Source organism: Brevibacterium linens ATCC 9172 (assembly GCF_900169165.1).
GTDB classification, from domain to species: Bacteria; Actinomycetota; Actinomycetes; order Actinomycetales; family Brevibacteriaceae; genus Brevibacterium; species Brevibacterium linens.
Genome location: NZ_FXYY01000020.1, coordinates 1 through 20,625, shown reverse-complemented (window position 1 = coordinate 20,625; position 20,625 = coordinate 1). Strand labels below are relative to the sequence as shown.

The window sequence follows — 20,625 nt, the reverse complement described above, 5'->3', positions numbered from 1 at the left end:
GTCAGTGCTAGCCCATCGCCGGAGCGCTCGATTCGGGCTACTCCCAGTCTGTCCGATTAGCAGAACGGCATGGTCCGGAATCGCCGCCTGCATTGGCAGTGCCTATCCGTAGAAGATGTAGCGAACGATTGGGGTGCATCTCGCAGATCTGAGTATTCGGTGGTGTGAGCGCCACTGACTATTGTGGTTGAGCGCCACCCGATATTGCCTTTCAGCGCCACCGGGTCGTGGCGGTGAGCGCCAGGCCGTCACCCGACGCTCACCGACAATTGGTCACTGCGTGGCTGTACTGATGTGTTCGCGCATGTTCATCTCCCCGGTCGTGATCCAGATCGTGTTGTGAACGATACGATCCATGATCGCATCCGCGTGGACACCGGACCCGAGTCGTTGATGCCAGTCTTTCTTCGCATACTGGGTGCAGAACACCGTCGATGTCGTATCGTAACGACGTTCAAGGAGCTCGAGCAGCATCGAACGGACATCGTCATCGGGTTCGTCGAGCAACCATTCATCGATGACTAACAGCGTGAACGCCGAGTATTTGCGTAACCATTTCTCCCGGCCGCCCGGCTTGTCCTGCGCAGTGGCCCACGATTCTTCAAGATCGGGCATGCGAATGTAGTAGGCACGGTAGCGATGCTGACAGGCCTGCTTCGCCAGCGCCGACCCCAGATACGACTTGCCAGACCCGGTGAACCCCTGGAACACAACGTTTTGCTGCCGGGTGATGAACGAGGCGGTTCCGAGTTGAGCGATGACGTCACGGTCGAGGCCGCGCTGGTCGATCAGCGCGATCCGACGCAGATCCGCATCGGGATATCGCAGTCCAGCCCGGCGGATGAGCCCCTCGACTTTCGCATGGGTGAACGCAGCATGAGCGTCATCGACAGCGAGCTGGATGCGCTCTTCGAATGGCATTCCCAGGGTGAGAGCGTCGTCTTGGGCATCGAGTGCGCTCAGCAGGCTTGTTGACCCCATTTCACGCAGTTTCCGTTTCGTTTCGTCATCGAGACGAGTCATCGTTGTCCTCCTGCGTAGTAGTCTGGCCCACGAACGAAACCGACCGTGGGCGTTGGTCCAGCAGCGGGCAGCCCGGACGGTTCAGGGCTTCGTCTGCGCTTGCTGGAAGGCGTGTCTTGCCCACTGTCGAGAATCGGCCGCAAATGCGCATACCGTGGTGATCGAATCCGACCCGATAACGCGATACCAGCGGCGGCTTCGACTCGTTTAGGAGAGAAGCGGCGCGACAGGCGCAGCACTGCTAGTGCCGCGTTCAGTCCCTGTTCCTCAACGGGCACGGACTCGAAGATCCGGTTGATCACCGTCGTCGTGTCTTGTCCGATACGAGCTGCCCATTCCCGCACGCGAGGCCCGTCCCATTGTTGATACCTCTCACCATGGGGCAGGTCGCCATCGTGTGTGTGATGGGTGTTGATGACTCCTGCCATCGGAAGCAGGTGACTCGAAAGCCGCGTGTGCCCGTCGAAGATCTCGACTGTCGTTTCCGTGATCCGTAAGTCGACGCTGGAACCGACATGCGCATAGGGCACGGAGTAGAAGTTCTTCTCGAACACCACGTGCCCGTCTTTGCGGACTTTCCTCCCATAGATCCAGCGGCTGATCTCATAAGCAACCGCCGGCAACGGCCGCAGCAGGGGCCGTTCCTCGGCGTCGAAGACCGATGCCCGTGATCCAGGGCGTTTCTGAAACGGTTGGGCGTTGTAGGCCCGCATTCGTTCATAGATCGCCTCACGTAGCTGAGGCAGTGTTCGAAAGGTCTGTCCGCGCAGTGCCGCGATGACCTGGGTGGCGATATTGCCGACCGTGTTTTCAACACTGGCCTTGTCCTTGGGTTTCCTGACTCGGCCCGGCAGGACGGCTGCCGAATAGTGTGCAGCCAGCTCACGATAGGCATCATTGAGGATGATCTCTCCTTCCCGAGGATGGGAGATCACGCCGGTCTTGAGGTTGTCGGGCACGATCCGGGGCACGCTGCCGCCGAACCAGTCGAACATCGCTATATGCGCCCGCAGCCAGGTGTCCTGCTTCATATCCAGGGCCGGTTCAACAAACGCGTAGCGCGAGAACGGCAGGCAACCGACGAAGAGAAAGACTTTCGTGTGCGTCCCCGCGACCGGGTCGGTAAGCGTCATCGTTTTGCCCGACCAGTCGACTTCGACGCTTTGGCCGGCCTTGTGTCCGACTCGAGAGGCCAGGCCGGAAACGAGCACATGGTGCTGGTAGGTCTTGCAGAAGCGGTCATAGCCCATCGCCGGCGAGTCTGTGGTGGCGCAGGCGTCACGGTACTCGCTATGCAATAGTTTCAGCGTGACCCCGACGCGCGCGAGTTCGCGGTGGACTTCACTCCAATCAGGTTGGGCGTAGACACTCTCATGCTGGCCACGGCCAGGAAACAGTCGAGCGTAGACATCGGCATCCGGCATCCCGGCTGCCTCGTCGTAGGACAGCCCCACGGCGTCAGCGGCAGCGATGACGGCGTCGACGGAATGTCTCGACATGCCCTGAGCGGCAATCTGGCGGCGAGAGAGTCCTTCAGATCGGAGGCGAAGCACCAACTTCGCTTTGATTTTGCGTACCATTCGTTTTGCTCCTTCTACCGCGTGAGTGGCCACGCGGTAGAAGGAGCCTAGAAACAGGTGGCGCTGAAGTCGAATATTCGGGGGCGCTCACGACGCCGGTCGACACCCAAGACAGGTGGCGCTCAAAGACGAGCGCAGTGGCGCCCAAGAAGCCGAATATTCACAGATCAGTGCAAACGCGAGAATCAACAGCCGAAGAGGTCACAGGCTCAGGGTGCTCCGCAACAGGCGGAGTTCCGCTAAGCCAGCGAAGCTTCCCGGTTGGGTGCGCTAAGTTTAGTGATTCGAGTCTGTTTTCCTCTATGTTTGCGCCACGCATACGATCTCAAAAAATTGCGAAGACAGCCTCCGAGGTTTCCATTTCCACCACAAGAAGGATGTATCAGGTCCTCTGCTAAAGACTCAGCTCGAACTGTTCGCGGCGGTACCCTCGCTGAAAGACCACGGCAGCTCCGCGCAGTTGTCCCAAGCTTCTTCAGACTTCGCCCGTCGATTCGCACCGAGCTTTGACGGTCGCGCAATCTGACTTGCTTCACCTGGGCCGATTTTGGGCATCGACGAACATCGCCGCTGACGTGATGTCGGCGAACGACGTCGTTGGTTCGTATCACGACCTGTGGCATGTCCAGCAGTCTTTTCGGAATACTGACCTTCGAGCCCGTCCGATCTTTCATCGCACTCGTGATCGAGGCGCACCTGACAGTTGTGTTCACGGCATTGGCATATCGAGGTCCATGCAGGAAGCGACGGGGATGTCATTGAAGAAGATCCTCACCACGCTGCGGCCTCTTCGTGAGTTCGTGGGCGAGATCGATGGACACGAGCTCGTGTTCCCACCCGAACTCCCGCCGTCGGCCACGCAACTGATCGAAAACGTCGAAAACTTCGGGCCAGAGCCGGGACACTAAAGTAGAGCGACTCAGGACGGTCCAGATAAGTCGACTGCTCTGCGCAAACTGCTCGAGTCTAAAGACTCGGCAGTCCGAGCAGCACTCGACGCCTGAGCTCGCGAATGAAATTGGCCCCGGCCTCACCTCACGGTGGGGTCGGGGCCTTTCGTCGTTCCTACGCCCTGCGCGGGCTCCCCGACGCAGCGTGGATCCGTGCACTGAGGTTTCCATGAGCCGTTGTGTACAAGCTCACCGATTCGGATTCGTTCGTGATTGCCGAATTGTCGCTTGCGAGGCGCGCACGGTTGAAGCTACGTCCGTGGACAAAGTCGATAGAGATATCGACGAGTCCTGGTGGGATGGTTGTGAGACGAGAGGTGGGAATCGTCGCGTGCACTTTGTGCCCTTCGAGCGTTGCGTGGACTCTACCGAAGAAGGCACCGGCCCGGGAGCTCCACGACACGAACACGCTTTCAGGGATGTCGTCCCCAATTCCCGGCACCTGAATGTCCAGGACTATCGAGTCGTCTCTGACAGATGCTGAGGAGATGGTCGCGTGCGGGTTATCCAGCTTGATGATCGGGTCGAAGGTTTTCTCTGCGAGGACTTCACCCCACCTCTGGACGATGGGCCGCTCAAAAAAGTCAGCGGCTCGAGCGATAGCAGCGCGCCGCATCTTCTCGACCTCGCCGTCGCTCATGGCCACGGTACGCAGGATCGTAGCTGCACAAGCCTCCGTGTCACCGGGAGGGACAAGGAACCCGTTGACTCCATCCTCGATGATGTCACCCGGGCCGTAGGCAATGTCATAGGCGATCGGAATGCATCCTGCAGACATGCTTTCCAGGATCACGAGACCCTGCCCCTCGAAGCGGCTCGTGAGGAGGCTGAACGAGGCTGTGTGGAAGTTCTGCTTTGCTCCCGGCGTGTGACCGTGGAGGATCACAGAGCGTTCCACTCCGAGATCGTCAACGAGGCGCTCAAGCATTGGTCGGTCAGTGCCGTCGCCATACACGTCGAGACGGATACCTGGGTCGCTGGAAACGGCTGTGCCGATTGCTCGTACTGCATCCTCGACACGTTTCTGCTCGGCGAGCCGAGCGATCATGGCACCACAGCGACGGTCACGAGGAGCCGTCGGATCTCCGTGCAGGTCATCGGTGAGATTCGAGACAGTTCGTAACCGGCCCGCCGAAAGCCCAGCATTCGTCATGTCTACCTGCTGCTGATCGGTCAGCGTGGTCACGAGGTCAAACGAATCGAGATGTTTGAGGAACTCCGACTTCCCCCGAGACAGCTCACCGTGGATATGGTCCCGTGGATTTTGCAGGAACGGGTTGTGCATCACCTGGCACAGAATCACGTTGTCCCGACGGTAGTCGTGGATAAGCGCCCCGGTGAACGAAGAGTCCGATATGAGGTAGGTCGGCTTCTCATCGAAGACAACGTCAAGCCATGCATGATAGAACGCTCGAGCGGTCGGCCACTGGCCGATAACGTTCTGCGCCCGATCGAACAGTGTGATCCGTCGACCGCTGCGTTTCCCCCGCTTGCCCATGTCCAGTCTATCTATGACGAGTAGGTGGCCACGGTCGTGATAGCGGTCGACTTGCAACAGGACTCCGGCGTCTGTTCTACGGTACTCAGACCAACCGTCCTCGACCCGAGGCATTGCGTCGTCGATCGCACATTCCTCGACGTCGAGCGTGCCGACCATTCGCCGCAACTTCCGATCCGGGCACGCCGTGAGGTCTTTCCACAGGTTGCGGATCTTCACCCGCCGATCAATTCGCTTCTCTGTGTGCAGCTCCTTGTCCCGGTCCTGTGTTTTCATTTCCGGGCTCAACGTCAGGATCTCGACCCGCCGGTTGTCTTGGCGCGCAAACGCTGAACTTCTGTCCAGAACGACAGTCGTCATTCCGCCGAATTCATACGCAATACCCCATGTCAAAGCGTAGTGGCGGCCTTCCGGAAGGAGTCCTTTGTGGGGAAACCGACGCCGGATGCGCGGGGTGAGGGGGTGTCGTTGCGAGGAACCGAGCATGATCATCAAGACTACTCGTGTGGTTGCCGAGAACTGAAGTATCCCACGCGCCTGTGATGCTTTCGTTATATCGCCGCATCATCCGAATGCGCCCTGTGTCGTGTCCTCGCCTCATAATCGAACTATAACCGAGGATTACGGCAGCGCCACCTGACGGTACTGGCAGAAGATTCGCAACGATGTCGGCGACCGACGTCGTTGGTTCGTATCACGACCTGTGGCATGTCCAGCAGTCTTTTCGGAATACTGACCTTCGAGCCCGTCCGATCTTTCATCGCACTCGTGATCGAGGCGCACCTGACAGTTGTGTTCACGGCATTGGCATATCGAGGTCCATGCAGGAAGCGACGGGGATGTCATTGAAGAAGATCCTCACCACGCTGCGGCCTCTTCGTGAGTTCGTGGGCGAGATCGATGGACACGAGCTCGTGTTCCCACCCGAACTCCCGCCGTCGGCCACGCAACTGATCGAAAACGTCGAAAACTTCGGGCCAGAGCCGGGATACTAAAGTAAAGCAACTCAGGAGCGATGACGGTCGCGCAACCCACCTCGTGGGTTATGCCAACCTCTCCAACCCCGAGCGGACGCCCGTGACAGCAACCGCGGGGGCACGAAGACGTCAGCGTTATTGGGCCTCGGGTCGAGCGGCGTCGTGGAAGGCATTCTTGTAACTTGCGGCGATGTGGCCAATGTCCAGCGCCAATTGCCCTTTCGCTGCCAATCTGTTCGCCAGAACAGTACCCGTTGGGCCCATGCTGATGAGCACCACGTCAGAGTTTGCCGTCAACGCCGCATTTTCAAGCTCATCAATATCGAAGTAAGCGTTGCGATTAGCTCCATAGACGAACTTGGCGCTGTTGAGGGTGTCGAACAATTCGGGGATGAGATCGAAGCGCGACTGGGAACCCGTCACCACGCATGCGTCCATTCCGTCCCAGACTTTTCTCCAGGCGTCCACGGCGCTCTGCTTCCATCGTCGGAAGTAGATTGGCCTAGTAACGTGGGTGCAGCCGTATTTAGCTTCGTCCGGGTAGAGCTTCTTGAGCTGCGGATAGTAGTTCGCCCACACATTAGACCAAAAGGGATCCTTGATGACCGTCGGCATTCCGACCAGTGTTGTGGAACTGGACCCGTGCGTCAATACCTGTTCAAGCTCCAACTGTATTTCCGGAACGATGTCTTGAAAGACGTGATTACCGTCAGGACGGAGCATAACCTTGAACTCCCCGTCTCCAAAACGAGCGAAACTGACCTTTTGGGTAGCAAGCCGCCTCATCGTCTCTTCGTAGCCTAGGAAGTGGCTGCTGGAGTAAGATTCGAGCTCTGCATAGATTGGCTCGATTGCCACGAGCCGTAAAGTGTCGAGGTTAAGGCGTTCGGCCCGAGTTAGCTGGACGTCGGTGATGTGGTGACGGTCTTTCGCGATTACCGTTAGGAACTCACGAATCTTAGTTAAATCGTTCACGGCCTTATTGAGCAAATCGCGCCCCAGCGCGATCTTCAATTGCTGTTTCAACTTTTCGCCACCGTTGGGTCTCATTACTGGCACCTATCCGCCCTAATCAACTCTTGAGTATACAAGTCTACGCCAATCACCGCGTCGAGATCTTCTCAACACTTCAGGTTGCACATCCCGCGCGTATATAACTCTTGTGAAGCTAGAATCTTCGATTTTTTTCAAACGGGGTTCCATGACGAAGGTGGAATCCACTCAGTGGCAACGGCTGGGCTATAGGACGAGGTGCCGCACCGGGCGTTCAGAAAACTGCGCGCTTCCGGCGACGCCGCCTGCCTTCGCCGCCGACCGCGTCGCCATCCACGGTTCTGCCCTGGCGATTCCCGCACGCGTTGAAGAACATTTGTATGCTGCGCCGACATACTGTTGAGTAATCGCCGATCGAGCGAGTGCATCCGTCTAGCTTGTCCAGCGTTGACCAAGTTCACAATCAACCGTTTGATGCCCGTACCATTGATTCAAAAGCCACGTCTGTGTGGATTCAAGTGCTTGCCTCTACATCGAAAGGAACATCGTGAGAAGCCTGATCCGAAAGCCGGCTCTATGGGCCGTGCGCTCGTCTGCTTGGAAAAATGTGAGCAAATGGATCAGAGGCACCGAGCGGTGGAACCGGCTCGAGGGCGAATTCGATGGCAGCTACGCCCAGGGCGATGTGGTCGTGTATTTCGGTGATCGCAGTTCCAAGTTCTATCAACTCGAACAGTGGCTTCCCGTCCTCGAAGAACTCCACAAAAAGCACCGGGTCGTTCTTGTCCTGCGCAAGGGATCGGCACTGCTGCAAGCCCTCGAGTCCACCCACCTACCTGTCGTGTTCAAACGGCGCTTCGACCCTCTCCACACCTTCTACCATGCCAACGATTTCAAGCTGGCGCTCTACGTCAATAACGGTGTGACGAACTTCCAGTCCCTGGCCTTCGCCCCGATGGTTCACGTTCATGTCAATCATGGTGAGTCTGACAAGCTGAGTATGGTGTCCAATCAGGCGAAATCCTACGACAAGGTGTTCGTCGCCGGCGATGCTGCGATCGAACGACATCGCAGAGCGCTCATCGATTTCGACGAATCGGCGCTGGTCAAAGTCGGTCGCCCGCAGCTGGACATCGACAGGCCGCCGGAGCTCGAGCCGTCGTCAGCACGGACGATCATGTACGCGCCGACGTGGGAAGGTGAGAACGAGTCGAACAATTACACCTCGGTCGACCTCTACGGCCCCCAGATCGTCGAGGCCGCGTTGAGGGTCCCGAACGCCCGACTCATCTATAAGCCTCATCCCCGGGTCGAAGCTTCCAACGACCCCGCTATGACGGAGGCGAACACGCGTATCCTCGCACTCATCGACCACGCGAACGAAACCATCGACGACCCGACGCAACAGCACCAGGTGCTCATGCAGGGTGACATTCTCGCCATGTTCGACACGGTTGACCTGCTTGTCACCGACGTCTCCAGTGTCGGACTCGACTACCTCTACCTCGAACCGCACAAGCCCTTGGCGCTGACTGACCGCCGCACCGACACGAACAAGCTCAATGCCGAAGCCCCCATCAGCCGAGCAACCCCGATCATCGACGAGACGACGGTCGACAGAGTGGAATCGATGTTGCTGGAGATGTCCTCCGATGACACGGCCGCCGCTGCCAGGCAGGAACTCAGGCGACACTACTTCGGAGAAGGTGAGAAAGGGACGTCGACCGCCCTGTTCACCGCTGCCGTCTCCGATCTCATCGCCGATCGCACCGTCGAACTGAGAAAGTTCCACTCAGAGAGCACCAACGCGGAGTCCAGCGACGACTGAGGTCCCAATCTCAGCTCACGAGTGTGGACGGACCGACAGGTTCCCATGCTTCGTCGAATACCATTCTCTGTCCCCTGCTTGCACAGCACGGAACCGCCTCGGTGCCTTGATTCTCCGCTTGGCTGTCCACATGTCGTGGGCTCTGCGCAGGAACACGTCGAAAGTCTCGTCGGGAGACTCTGAGAAGCCCGCGTAGTCGACGTCGAAGGTAAGAACGACTTTGTTGCCGAATCTGCGGGTTGAGATCTGCGTACTGCTGCTGACGAAGAAGGTGCTGAGCTTCCGGCCCGCAACGACCAGCTCCAGGCTCTCAGCAATCGCCGGATGGATCCGGTCGAGTTCGATCTCGATGCGGCAACCCTGAGTTGTCGCCTCGCAAGTGAGCTTCTTGGCGGCGATCGACGGTGCCGATTTCTCGTCACGGTCATCGGGCAGGTTCACCACCACCACTTCTTCCAGCGCGTCCTGCCAACGCTGGTAACCCGCTTCAGGAAGGTAGCGTTCGACGGTCTTCCGTGCCTCCCGACGCATGCCCTCGACGCGGTCCTCGTCCAATGTGAGGAAGGCGTCGATCTGGTCGGACAGCGCGTCGATGTCGCTCCACGGTGTGATGAAGCCGTTGCGGCCGTGCTCGATCAGATCTCGCGGGCCATAGGTGATGTCGTAGACGATGGGGATGCATCCGGCCCCCATGGATTCCATCATCGACAGCGGCAGGCCCTCACTCGTACTCGTGAGCATCGAGAACGACGCTGACTGCAGTCTTTCTGACACATCGGTGACATACCCGGGCAGTCCGACGCGGTCACCGAGGTCGAGGTCGTCGATGAGTTTCTCGAGTCTGCCTCGTTCGCTGCCCTCGCCAAGGACGGTCAAGGAGACGTCGATTCCGCGGTCTCTCAATTCGGCCACCGCACGGATCGAATGGTCGATGCGTTTGAGCGCGATGAGATTGGCGATCATGACGGCCGAGTTCAGTGGTCGCCGGCGCGAAGCCTCCGGCAGCATCGCCGATTCTGGAAGCTCCCCCGTCAGCAGGCGGATGTTCGCCTCCGTGAATCCCAAGGCTTGGACCGCCTCGGCCTGCTGTTCGGTCTGCACCCCGACGATGTCGAAACGGTCGAGGTTGCGTATCGTGTCCAGCCGGCGCGGCAGGATCTGACCATGGTTCCCGTTCCACGGGCGGCGAAGGTGAGTCCCGTGGAGGAACAGAATGAGGGGGAATGCCCGGTCCGAGATCTCGTGGATGAACTCGCTGACCTTCTTCTCATCGACGATGACGACGGCAGGTTCCTTCGTCACCACTGCCGAGACCCAAGCATTGTAGAAGTCTCGGGGTCGTCGCCATTCCGTCATCGGCCGTCCGTCCGGCGAATGCAGGACGAACCGTCGGCCGAGCTTCGAATCGTCGATGTCGGCAAGCAGCAGACTTCCGTCCGCTCGCCGGTAGTTGCGTCGGATGACCGCTCCGGTCTGCGTGTTGCGGAACACATCGTAGAAAGCGGTGATGTTCTCGAGCTCGCCGCCCTCGTCGGGGATCGGCATCCTCGGGGGTTCTCCCTCAAGGCGGGCCAGCTCGGCTTCGCTTCGTCCGCGAAGATCCTGCCAGATGTTGACGAGCTCGACATCGTCTCGCATCTTCCCCTGTACGATCAGCCGGTCCCTGATTTCATCGGTGTCCATGCGTGGGCTGAACGTGAGAATGGTCTGCGACAACGGGCTTCCATAGTTCTGGAAGCTCCGAATCCGACGCAGCGCAGCCGTCGTCATGCCGCCCATGGATTCCGGGATGCCCCACAGTACGTTGTATACGTGGACTGCGTCGGTCCCGAATGCGGGACCGACTGGTTCAACGTCCTCGCCGCTGCCGTTTGGGGTCGTTCGGGCTCGCAACCTCACAAGTGGTACCTTTCCTCAACGCTCATCGACGACGGTCAGACAATCAGCGCGTCAGCGCCATGTGGCCGAAGTGGCGAGCCTGACGGCGCCAATTGACGATTTTGGGAGCGTCCGCTGCTTCCCACTGGGCATGGATGTTCCAGTCGTCGCCGAGATCGGCATACCGGCCTTTCACGATCATCTGCATCGCGTCGATATGGCTGAGGCCGTTCTGCTGCACCAGACCTAGGACTCGTTCGACGACGCCTTCGCTGCGCAGTCCGGCCAGATTGAGCACGGCGATCTGCGGGTCGAACGGCACGAAGTCCTCGCTCATCCCTGCATGGCTGGCGAAGACGAAGTCGAGGGCACCCGTGTGATCGTCACCGAACGAACTCGCGATCCGTCGCATCAGAGTGAGACCGCTGGATCGGCTCTTCCTGACGTCATGTTTTGCAGCCAGCAGCGTGTCCTTGAAGTCGACGGTCGAGAGTTCGGTGATGTCTGCAGAAACCTCGACGGTTGCGGGCACGACGATGAGACGCTCGTGGTCCGCAAACAGCGCAGGCAGAACAGCCGACAGCACTTCAGACGAGCTCCTCTCGTCGCCCAATGCCACAGGCGGGAGGATGTCGATGCTTCCCTGAGTGAGCTCGCTGCGGATCTCGTCGACTTCGGCTGAGGTCAACGCACCGTTCGGCAGCCACACGCGGTAGGCGGCTCCCGCGTGGGTCTCGATAGTCCGGAGTGCCTGCCCGACCAACGGTGCTTCACCCTTCTCAACGGTCATGACGATGTCGGTGACATGCGCTTCGGGTGCGGGTCGTTCTATCCCGCTCAGTGCCGAGGCAACTGACCCGCTCTCCGCAACGGGCAGTTGGGCTGATGCCAGATATTCGTCGGCGGCAACCATATCATCTGCTGTGATCTCGACCCATTTGCTGTAGATCTCGTCTTCTGATGCTCCCGTGGCGATGAGGGGAAGAAGCACGGAGAGCTTGTCGAGGATTCCATTGCGAATCGCGTCGAATTCGTCTTCATTGATGCCGATCAGTCCGCCGAAACGAGAATCGGACTTGTTCTTGGGTTCGAACTCGACGTCCGCGCCCACCGAGCGTGCGGGAAGGTTGGCGTGCAGGCGAGACGTGAGGACCTGCTTGTACTTATACGCATAGTCGGCGACCCAGTTGCGCGCGAGTTCGAGGTTCTCCGGGAACGATTTGTCGCGGATCGCGGTGACGGTCTGCTTCTTCTTCGGCCCCTTATTGTCCTTCGTCCAGTCGACGCGCAGCGTCCCCGAGCGACGGTCGGGTGAGGGTGTGGGGAAGAGAGTATCGACCGTCGTCGTCAGACAGCCAGAGAAGAAAGCGGGCACGCCGACTGCGCGCAGCACGGCAACGGACTGCCAGTCACGGCAACCGACCGGTCCATACTTCTTGAGATAGGCGACGGCTTCGGGAGTGAGCATCTCGGGGTACCGCACGAAGACCGACAGCAGGATCGGGCGCAGATTCGGGTGAAACGGAATATTGAACGACTTCCCGAAGATGTCATGCATGTACCAGCCGAAGGCGATGTACCAGGTGTCCTCTGGGATGTCCTGATAGACGTTGCCGTCACGATAGACCTCGACCAGGTTGAGTTCAGCCTCAGGTCCCCCGTATTTCCGCTCTTCCTTGACCGACTGGCGAAGCTTCGCGAAGAGGTCGGTCAGTCCATTGTCGCCTGTGAAGCTGAGGTTCTCGTAGCGGAGCAGGTGTCCGATCGACGCAATCGTCTGGATGTAGTCGCCGATGTTCCGCGAGCGGATCCCCGGCTGGTCGTAGCTGAGGACGCCGAAGTTGCGCTTGCCCGCAGTAGTTGGAAGTGGTTCGAGGTGCTTTCCTCCCGGGAGCCAGTCGCGCATGCGGTTGAGTTCGTAACGCACGGCCGAATCGGCGTCGTCACCCATCCGGTCGAGACGAGCTTCGACCAGAGTCCGGACCTGGTCGAAGGCATCGATGCAGAAAGCCGATTCGGCGGTGCGCAGCACTGCCTTCGCACTCCACTTGTCGGTCTCCCCCGCTTTGTCCGCACTCTCCAAAAGCGGCAGTGCCTCGTGTCCGAGCGTGTCGATCGCGGTCGGGTAGTACTCCTCGGCGGCGGCGACGATGATCTCCCGGTCTTCGATCTTCTCGAACTGTGCCCATGCGACCTCGGGGTCCGATGACCGCTGGTAGGCCAAGCCTAAGAGAACTCTTCCGGCTTCCTCGGTGGAGGGATTGCTGCGGAGGTTGAGCCCGACCGACACGGTGTCTGCCAGGTGTCCGGCGGCGACGAGAGACCGTCCGGCCTTCACGACAGCGGGACCGAACGACGATCCCTGGGTCAGGGATTCGGATAGTGCCGCGTGTGCCTTGAGGCGTGCCAGCTGCCGTGCCTTGGCGTCGACCTCGCGTGTGGATGGGGCGACAGTCCATCCATCAGTGTTCTCTGCTGTCGCACCGTGCAGTCCCGTTGCCAGTTTCCGGTAGGCACGAGCGGTTTCGGTCGCGATCTTCTTCGGCTTGCCGGACGATTTTCCAGCACCGGTCGCACGCTCACGCACGTACTTGGTCCCTGATGCCCGTTCGACCACAGGCAGAGCACGCCGGGCGATCCCGTGGACAACAGGTTTCACCAGTTCTCTTCCCTTGCTGAGGTAGCGGTCCGCGGCGTTTCGTCCAGTGGTCACTCGTTTCGTCCTTTACAGAGGTTTCGGTGAACGGTCGTGGGCTCAGATGTGAGGCTCAGAGTCAATCCGCCACACAATATCGAACTTCACTGTCAGTTCGATGAACCAGTGACCGATTTCCTTCCGAAGGTCAGCCGAAGGTGTCCAAACCTGTCCGGCTGAGTCTCGCACCGAGTTCAGGTGCGAGGGTCTCCGCATAGGTCGCAGTGATGTGTGCAGTGTCGAAGTAGGTGATAACGCCGCCGATGACAGGCTCACAGCGTCCGTCGGGACAGAACCAGTCCTCCGGATAGATGACCGACACCCGTTTCGAATCGATCGATTTCGCCGAGGCTGCCAAAGGATCCATCCAGTGCCATTCCTCCGGAGTACCGGAACAGGCATCGAGATCATCTTCATGTTTGGCTACACAGTCCGGCACATTGATGTCCTGCCCACCCGGGTATGGGGTGTCCCGGATGACGACGACATCGAGTTCCGCATCGATCCAGCGTTGCAGGATCTCCTTGTGCCCTTCGGGCGCCTTCGCTTCGGTTTCGTCCCAGTCCATCCCGTCCAGCGGCGTCGACTGGCGCTCCGAGGTGATCACTGCGTCGAAGCCGCCTTGGGTCGTCCGCTCTGTGACCCAGTCGGCGTAGTCCTGACATCCCTTGGTCTCGTCGGGAGTCGAAAGATCCTGCGGCAGTGTCGAAATGCTGCAGTTCGAAGCGAGGAACGTGGTGATGGTCAGGTCTTTCTCCTCGGCCAACCGTTCGAGCGCCGGCAGCCAGTGACCGGCATGCGAGTTGCCGACCAAGGCGACGTGCTTAGAGCCGTCTCCGTAGGTGCACTCGGGTTTGCTTGCGTAGGGGGCGCTGGCCCAGCAGCCGTCCGCGTAGGCTTTGGACTTGTCCTTCTTCGCCGCGGCCGGTTCCATCTGGAGAGATTTCATTCCCTCGCAATTCGGATTGTCCTTCGCACTGGGCAGGAGGATCCTGCCGCCGAGGCACGAGTCGGGGTCATCCAGCTGAGCTTGGAGTTTGTCCTCATTCTGCTCGACGAGGTTGTTCGCGATGACCATCTGGCTGAATCCGAGGGCGACGACGAGTGCCATCGCCACAGCGGCGAAGCCGAAGGCCTTCTTCGAACTGCTGAAGAACGCTGATTTGCGGAATCGGTTCTCCACCCAGGCCGTCGACGCCCAGGCGGCGACTATCGAGACCAGAATGATGGCGATGTTGTCGATTACGCCGAGGCTCTCTGAACGGCCCAGCTTGACCGAGGCGTAGGGCACAAGGACGATGAGCGGCCAGTGCCAGAGGTAGACGGAGTACGAGATATCGCCGAGGAAGCGAACCGGTCGCAGCGAAAGCAGCGGAAGTACAGACGTGCGTCCACGGGAGTCGGCGAGGATGACAAGGGCAGTCGACAGCACCGGTACGAGCGCAATGTATCCGGGGAAGGGCATGTCCGCGCGAATGAGGAATGTGGCGGCCACGATGCCTGCGAGACCGATCCATCCGAGCAACGAACTGAACGGCAGTCGTTCCGGTCGAATATAGAGCACGAAGATGGCGACAAGGCCTCCGGCTGCCAGCTCCCACATCCTCGTCGGGGTGATGAAGTAAGCCATTGCGGGTTCCGCGGCCGTGTACCAGATGGAGAAGACGAACGAGGCGAGGAAGATTCCGAGGACAGTGAACCCGACGATTCGCTTCGATCGACCGAGCTTTGTTCCGATGAGGAACGCCAGGCCTATGATCATCGGCCAGACGAAGTAGAACTGCTCTTCGACCGACAACGACCAGAAATGCTGCACCGGTGAAGGAGCATTGTCTGCGGCGAGGTAGTCGACGCTGGAGACGGCGAAGTCCCAGTTGACGACGTAGAGGCCCGCGGAGAGGATCTGCCGACCCGTATCGGCCCACACCGACTGCGGAGCGACGAGGAAGGTGGCGATGCCGACGAGGAAGAGAACGAGCAGGGATGCCGGCAGCAGTCGTCGGACACGTCGTGCCCAGAACTTTGCTACGTCCGTCCAGCTGCGCGGAGGAGATTTGATGAGGTGGCTGGTGATGAGGAATCCGGAGATGACGAAGAAGACATCGACGCCGACGAACCCGCCGACGAAGCGGTCCGGCCACAAGTGGTAGAGCAGAACGATTCCTACAGCCAAGGCTCGAAGCCCTTGGATGTCTGAACGAAACCCAGAAGGTTTGGGTGCAGGAGTGCTTCGCGGTGAGTTTTCAGCGACAGTGGCTGTCGACTGCATCAAATGGCTCCACTCGGTTTCTCAGTCGGTCAGGACGTACCCGACTGCGGTCAGTGTCATGTTCAAAGTTTGACTTTCACACGTCTGGCGACAACCACGCACGGTGAAGATTCCAGCTGGACGTTATCAACCCTGGTTCAGCTGAAGAACTAAACGACTGGCGGTCGGCCGTGCCGGGACATGCGAAGTACGCCTCTCTTCGACAGCTTCTGCCGCTCTTCGTCTTGGCCCCACGGGTCCAGACGCCAGCCGGCGCGCCATCCTTCCATCCAGGCTTTGAGCTGGTGAGGCTTATTCGCCCACTTGACGAACTGCATCAACGTCCAGGAGCCCACATAGGCCCAGCTGAAAGGCCACGGCAGGTTTCGTCGGGCCAGCCAGACTCTGTTTCTCGCATTCATGTAGAAGTATTCGTCGTGGCGCCTCGGGTCGATCACTGGGTGAGCGACGGCGAGGTCGCCCATATACCAGACGATGTAGCCGGCGTCCCATACCCTCCACGCGAGTTCGATTCCCTCGTGCGCGTACCAGAAGGGGGCTGGCCATCCGCCGCACTCGTCGAAAGCCCGCCGCTGCATGCAGACTGCGCCCTCCCACACCGAGAACACGTTCGATGAATGGTCGGCACTGCCTTTCTTCAGTCTGGGAATCCACCGTTTCGGTGCATCCGGCCCACCGGGCTCTTCGACGCGCGGCTGGATCAGCCCGATCTGCGGTTTCGTCCGCATCAGCTGTGCCATCCGCATCAGCGAAGTGTCATCGGGAAGCCAAGCATCATCGTCGAGGAAGAACAGGAATTCTCCGGCGACGTGGGGAACGCCTGCATTTCTGCCGGCGGGGATTCCGAGGTTCTCCGGCAACCCGAGCTTCTTGACTTGGTCCGGGATGCCTTCCGGCTCCCAGCCGTTGCCAACGCAGACGATGTCGAGGTTGACGCCCTTCTGAGCCAGCAGTGATTCGAATCCACGGTTGAGGTCTTCGAGTCGTTTGCCCTGGCTGAGGACGACGACGCCGAAAGTATAGCGCTTACTGTCTTCGAAGCGCTGAGCGAGACTCCGCGATGACTCACTCATGACAGCCTCTTCGATGCCATGATGGACAGGAAATGTCCGATCACTGACAACAGGCACAGCGGCGCCATGATGAGCACGAGCCAGCGCTCACCGAACAGCGGCGCCGCGCCGGCCGTCACTGCGATCGCGGTGACGATGCTCGACAGCAGGGCCATGAGCGACATTTCGACGGAGTGGTAGATCCGGTGGAACGGAACAAAACGTGCGACGCGTTTGAGAGTGGCGATGGCTCCCGGGTTGAGCGCGGTTGCCTCATTCGAATCCGCGAGTTTGTCGAGTCCGTTGAAAGCGCGGGAGACATGGACCATGTCATTGAGCGCCTTGTTGAGAAGCACTAATCCGGCGAGGACGGTTCCGGCGAGCAGGAAGGGATAGGTTCCAGCAGGATCGTCAATGAGGTTGTTCCACTCCCCCACGGCTCGAACACCGAGAGCGACTGCGACGAGGCCTTCTGTGGTGTAGTGACCGACCTTGTCGAGGAAGACACCTTTGGCGCCGCTGGTGCCGCGCCACCGTGCGACTTCGCCGTCGCAGCAGTCGATGTACATCTGCACTTGGGAGAAGAACACGGCGAGCACCGCTCCCCAGATCCCAGGAATTAGCAGGCTGCCGGCAATGCACCAGCCAGCCACGATCATCAGGCCGGTGACGCCGTTCGCGCTGATCTTCGTGCGCACGAGCAGCATCGTGAAGTAGATCGAGATGTGGCGGAGGTAGAGCTGCGCAGACCAGTGTTCGGCGTTCTTGCGACTGCGGACCTCCGGAGGCTGTGCTTTGGCCCGAAGCTCCGACAGTGTCGGATGTTTCGCCGAAGACTTTTCGGGCACGTCCGTTCCTCTCAGCTCCATGATGATGTCCCGTCACGATAGCGCGAAGTCCGCGCCATCACAGTCAGGACTTGCCCAGCTCGCTCTTGATCCGCGTCGTCGAGATCTCAGGAGTGCGCGGCAGGTAGACGACCTCGCACTTGTCTTTAAGGAAGTCGAATTCCCCTTCCCAGTCGTCGCCCATGACGAAAGTGTCGATGTGGTATTTCTCCACGTCGGTCGATTTCTGTTCCCAGCTGTCTTCAGGAATGACGAGATCAACATAACGGATAGCTTCGAGCATGTGCTTTCGCTCTTCGTAGGAGAAGTACGATTTCTTGCCCTTACCAGCATTGAATTCATCGCTGGACAGAGCAACTACCAAGTAGTCGCCCTGCTCTTTGCATCGCTGGAGCAGTCGAATGTGCCCGTAATGGAGCAGATCGAAAGTTCCGTAAGTGATGACTCGTTTCATTGCTGATTCCATCCAGAGATCAAAGCTCACATCGTGAGCGGCAGAACTAGTTCCGCGTTAGTTTATCATTCTGTTACTTCAGGTTAAGAAAATGTCATTTGGCTCACTCGGCGTGCTTCATACGGTGTTCTTCCGAACGGTTTCTGATCACTTCTTCGCTCGACCGGATGAACCGTGCAGTCTGCTCGCCTGCCGCCGTGTCACCCAGATAGAATTGAGCCAGTTCAGCAACTGATCCAGTTCTCGCGTCGGCTTCTTCGATAACGTCGACGACTCCGCGCCTGCTCATAGGGTCAACCGTCGGACATTGATCCAGAAGTCCCCCGTCGAGCACTTCCGCAGCAGGCTCGTGGGGTTTGACCATAACCAGCGGTTTGCCGGACGCGAGCCAGTCGAACGCGACCGAAGTCATTTCGACTACGGCAAGGTCTGCTTCGTCCAGTTGCCATGACACGTCCGGACTCCTGTCGAGGAATCCCCGAGGGTCGGCCTCGACGATGTCTGCTACGTCTTCTACAGCTTTCTCAAATTCGTGACGCATAACTCCGGTACGTGGATGCGGCCGGAAAATCACTCGATAGCCAGCTTCGAGAAGTGAGGTGACGATCTCCTCTCCGTTGTAGGCGATGGTTCCATACGCCATTGACGGAGAATCACCCTCCCACGTCGGTGCATAGAACACCGCCCGACCATCGGGGTTCGTCTTCTTGAACTCTTCCCATTCGGGCGGGACAGATCGGGGACAATCCAACTGGGGCCGCCCGACATCGAACATGCGGTCCTCAGACATTCCGTACAGTGCCTGCGCAATGCGGTCCCTCGCCGCCTGTCCGGCAGTGAACACGTAGTCGTAGCCTTTGAGCTGATTGGAGATCATCGAGATCTTCTCGCTCTCACCGTGGCTGAGGTGCACATGAGCCGGTTCGGGATAGCGGAGGGCCTGAAAGTTGCTTGTCCCCTGGTTGACATAGAACACTGCCCGCAGACTCGGTGCCTGCATGAACTCGTCCAGTCCCTTCGTCAGGCGTGAGAACCGAACAGGAAAGTCGGTGACTTCTTTGAGATGCTTGGCGACCATAGCGTTTCGGACGATGATGCCTATGGGCCGGTCGCCGTGGCCGAGCTCTTTGAGCCGGGCCTCCAGTTGCTCGAAGGGCCACAACCACTGTTCGAGCTGATAGACCGAGCTGAGATCGCCCGCAAAGTAGGCGGCCGCCACGAAATGGTCGGTGTCCTGAGGGTGAAATTCGTCAGGCAGCCGGGACTCGCGAACACGTTCACGCAATCTCAACGCTGCGAGTTTTACCGCCGATTGGGCAAATGCGGCACCACGGACTGCGGTATGCGGCAGTTCTGCCGGTAGGAAGGTCATGGAGACTATTGTGCATGCCTATCTGTGTCCGACCTGAAATCGACCTCCGTTCCAGGTGAAACGCTGTCCGATCGGCAATCGACTCATCGAGCATCAATCGGCTAGTTTTGGGTGAGATTCTGCGAGAGGGAACACATGTCACCTGAAAACCGGCAACGGTTCGATCGGCCGTCATTGCGTAAACGCGCAACTCCCGTTTCCAAAGAGACCGTGCCACGGGCCACGACACTATTCAGTCGCAGGATCGTCAACAGCGAGCCTCAAGAGTTGCATTCTGCGCATACTTTCAACGACGCTCTGACCGCACCAACTGCTGATAGTTCTGCGTCGAACGCGAAAGGGTCGACCACTCAAATGTGGGACTGGTGCACGATTAGGTGACACATTAGGTTTCACGCTGCGAGTGCAGCGGGTTCAATAATTGCTTCGTACTCGATAGGTGTCAAGCGACCCAACCGAGCTTGTCGTCGACGCCGGTGATAGGTCCGCTCGATCCAGACCACGATCGCCATCCGCAGCTGGGCACGAGTCGTCCATCGGCGCCGGTCGAGCACGTTCTTCTGCAGTAGCGCGAAGAAGCTCTCCATGGCCGCGTTATCGCCAGCTGCCCCGACTCTGCCCATCGATCCGATCAGGCCGTGTCGGGCCAGGGCACGGGTGAACTTCTTCGACCGGAATTGTGAGCCGCGATCGCTATGGACGACGCACCCGGTGACGTCCCCGCGTCGGGCCACTGCCATCTCGAGGGCATCGACAGCCAGTCGGGCCTTCATCCGCGAGCTGATCGAGTAGCCGACGATCCTCGCCGAGAACGCGTCCTTGATCGCGCAGAGGTACAGCTTGCCCTCACCCGTGTGGTGCTCGGTGTAGGGTCGGACCGGGGCGCTCTGCCAGCCTCACGACTGGTAAGTTTCCCCGGCCCGCCCTCCGAACCGGACGTGCCCATTCCTGAGCATCCAGCTCTCCATGCCAATCAAGCCGCAGCACTGTCCCATGGCGTGGGAATACGAGTTCCCCGGAACCGATAGCGAGTCACTGGAACCCGACAGGCCCGGAAGAACTCGACTCCTTCCGTCCGTATCTCCCATCCAGGGAGGAAACGACGCACCACAGTATGCTTATTCAGCTTGGGGTGACGCTTATTCAACCAATTGACGATCCGCCAGAACGCGTAATGGTCAACGTAACTGAATGTCGCTTTCGACACC

General features: G+C 59.2%; 13 protein-coding genes and 3 pseudogenes. 3 read left to right on the top strand and 13 right to left on the bottom strand.

The annotated features are described in order from the left end of the window. Positions 1-273: 273 nt before the first annotated feature. Both BLIN9172_RS13720 and istA read right to left on the bottom strand, forming a co-directional pair. Positions 274-1,023 (bottom strand): ATP-binding protein, encoded by a 750-nt coding sequence (locus tag BLIN9172_RS13720; protein ID WP_101555552.1) that lies wholly within the window; start codon positions 1,021-1,023, stop codon positions 274-276. Beyond that, positions 1,020-2,603: an IS21 family transposase gene (istA, locus tag BLIN9172_RS13715; RefSeq protein ID WP_101555551.1), complete on the bottom strand. Its 1,584-nt coding sequence runs from the start codon at positions 2,601-2,603 to the stop codon at positions 1,020-1,022. Before istA ends, BLIN9172_RS13720 begins: the two co-directional genes overlap by 4 nt. A 557-nt stretch (positions 2,604-3,160) precedes the next feature. Here istA and BLIN9172_RS18970 point away from each other — a divergent pair. Next, positions 3,161-3,511 (top strand): annotated as a pseudogene (locus BLIN9172_RS18970) (IS1634 family transposase); the annotation flags it as partial. Between the two features lie 157 nt (positions 3,512-3,668). On the opposite strand, the gene BLIN9172_RS13705 reads toward BLIN9172_RS18970, so the two are convergent. After that, positions 3,669-5,411, bottom strand: coding sequence for a glycosyltransferase (locus BLIN9172_RS13705; protein WP_170286923.1), 1,743 nt, complete (start codon positions 5,409-5,411; stop codon positions 3,669-3,671). A gap of 302 nt (positions 5,412-5,713) precedes the next feature. On the opposite strand from BLIN9172_RS13705, the pseudogene BLIN9172_RS18965 reads away from it, so the two are divergent. Continuing rightward, positions 5,714-6,046 (top strand): annotated as a pseudogene (locus tag BLIN9172_RS18965) (IS1634 family transposase); the annotation flags it as partial. Between the two features lie 117 nt (positions 6,047-6,163). Here BLIN9172_RS18965 and BLIN9172_RS13695 read toward each other — a convergent pair. Next, the gene (locus tag BLIN9172_RS13695; RefSeq protein WP_101555549.1) at positions 6,164-7,078 is read right to left on the bottom strand and encodes a GT-D fold domain-containing glycosyltransferase; all 915 of its coding nucleotides are present in this window, start codon (positions 7,076-7,078) and stop codon (positions 6,164-6,166) included. 550 nt (positions 7,079-7,628) lie between these two features. On the opposite strand from BLIN9172_RS13695, the gene BLIN9172_RS13690 reads away from it, so the two are divergent. Then, a complete protein-coding gene (locus tag BLIN9172_RS13690; RefSeq protein ID WP_240812160.1) occupies positions 7,629-8,849 on the top strand; it encodes a CDP-glycerol glycerophosphotransferase family protein in 1,221 nt (406 codons plus the stop codon). Positions 8,850-8,864: 15 nt separating this feature from the next. On the opposite strand, the gene BLIN9172_RS13685 is transcribed toward BLIN9172_RS13690, so the two are convergent. The 9 genes and pseudogenes from BLIN9172_RS13685 to BLIN9172_RS13645 all read right to left on the bottom strand — a co-directional run bounded on the left by BLIN9172_RS13685 (position 8,865) and on the right by BLIN9172_RS13645 (position 20,624). After that, the gene (locus tag BLIN9172_RS13685) at positions 8,865-10,565 is read right to left on the bottom strand and encodes a glycosyltransferase (protein WP_170286924.1); all 1,701 of its coding nucleotides are present in this window, start codon (positions 10,563-10,565) and stop codon (positions 8,865-8,867) included. 226 nt (positions 10,566-10,791) lie between these two features. Further along, positions 10,792-13,440, bottom strand: a complete 2,649-nt coding sequence (locus BLIN9172_RS13680; RefSeq protein WP_101555547.1) for a glycosyltransferase family protein — start codon at positions 13,438-13,440, stop codon at positions 10,792-10,794. Positions 13,441-13,570: 130 nt separating this feature from the next. Further along, positions 13,571-15,691, bottom strand: a complete 2,121-nt coding sequence (locus tag BLIN9172_RS13675) for an acyltransferase family protein (protein ID WP_101555546.1) — start codon at positions 15,689-15,691, stop codon at positions 13,571-13,573. A gap of 149 nt (positions 15,692-15,840) precedes the next feature. Further along, positions 15,841-16,764, bottom strand: a complete 924-nt coding sequence (locus BLIN9172_RS13670) for a glycosyltransferase family 2 protein (RefSeq protein ID WP_101555545.1) — start codon at positions 16,762-16,764, stop codon at positions 15,841-15,843. Continuing rightward, complete coding sequence (locus tag BLIN9172_RS13665) at positions 16,761-17,591, bottom strand: CDP-alcohol phosphatidyltransferase family protein (protein ID WP_240812161.1); 831 nt, start codon at positions 17,589-17,591, stop codon at positions 16,761-16,763. The genes BLIN9172_RS13670 and BLIN9172_RS13665 overlap by 4 nt, the downstream gene beginning before the upstream one ends. A gap of 64 nt (positions 17,592-17,655) precedes the next feature. After that, positions 17,656-18,045: a glycerol-3-phosphate cytidylyltransferase gene (tagD, locus tag BLIN9172_RS13660; protein ID WP_009885413.1), complete on the bottom strand. Its 390-nt coding sequence runs from the start codon at positions 18,043-18,045 to the stop codon at positions 17,656-17,658. A 103-nt stretch (positions 18,046-18,148) separates the two neighbouring features. Continuing rightward, the gene (locus BLIN9172_RS13655; protein WP_101555543.1) at positions 18,149-19,417 is read right to left on the bottom strand and encodes a CDP-glycerol glycerophosphotransferase family protein; all 1,269 of its coding nucleotides are present in this window, start codon (positions 19,415-19,417) and stop codon (positions 18,149-18,151) included. A 392-nt stretch (positions 19,418-19,809) separates the two neighbouring features. Then, positions 19,810-20,283 (bottom strand): annotated as a pseudogene (locus BLIN9172_RS13650) (IS3 family transposase); the annotation flags it as partial. A gap of 107 nt (positions 20,284-20,390) precedes the next feature. Beyond that, positions 20,391-20,624 (bottom strand): group II intron maturase-specific domain-containing protein, encoded by a 234-nt coding sequence (locus BLIN9172_RS13645; RefSeq protein WP_240516171.1) that lies wholly within the window; start codon positions 20,622-20,624, stop codon positions 20,391-20,393. Position 20,625: the final 1 nt, after the last annotated feature.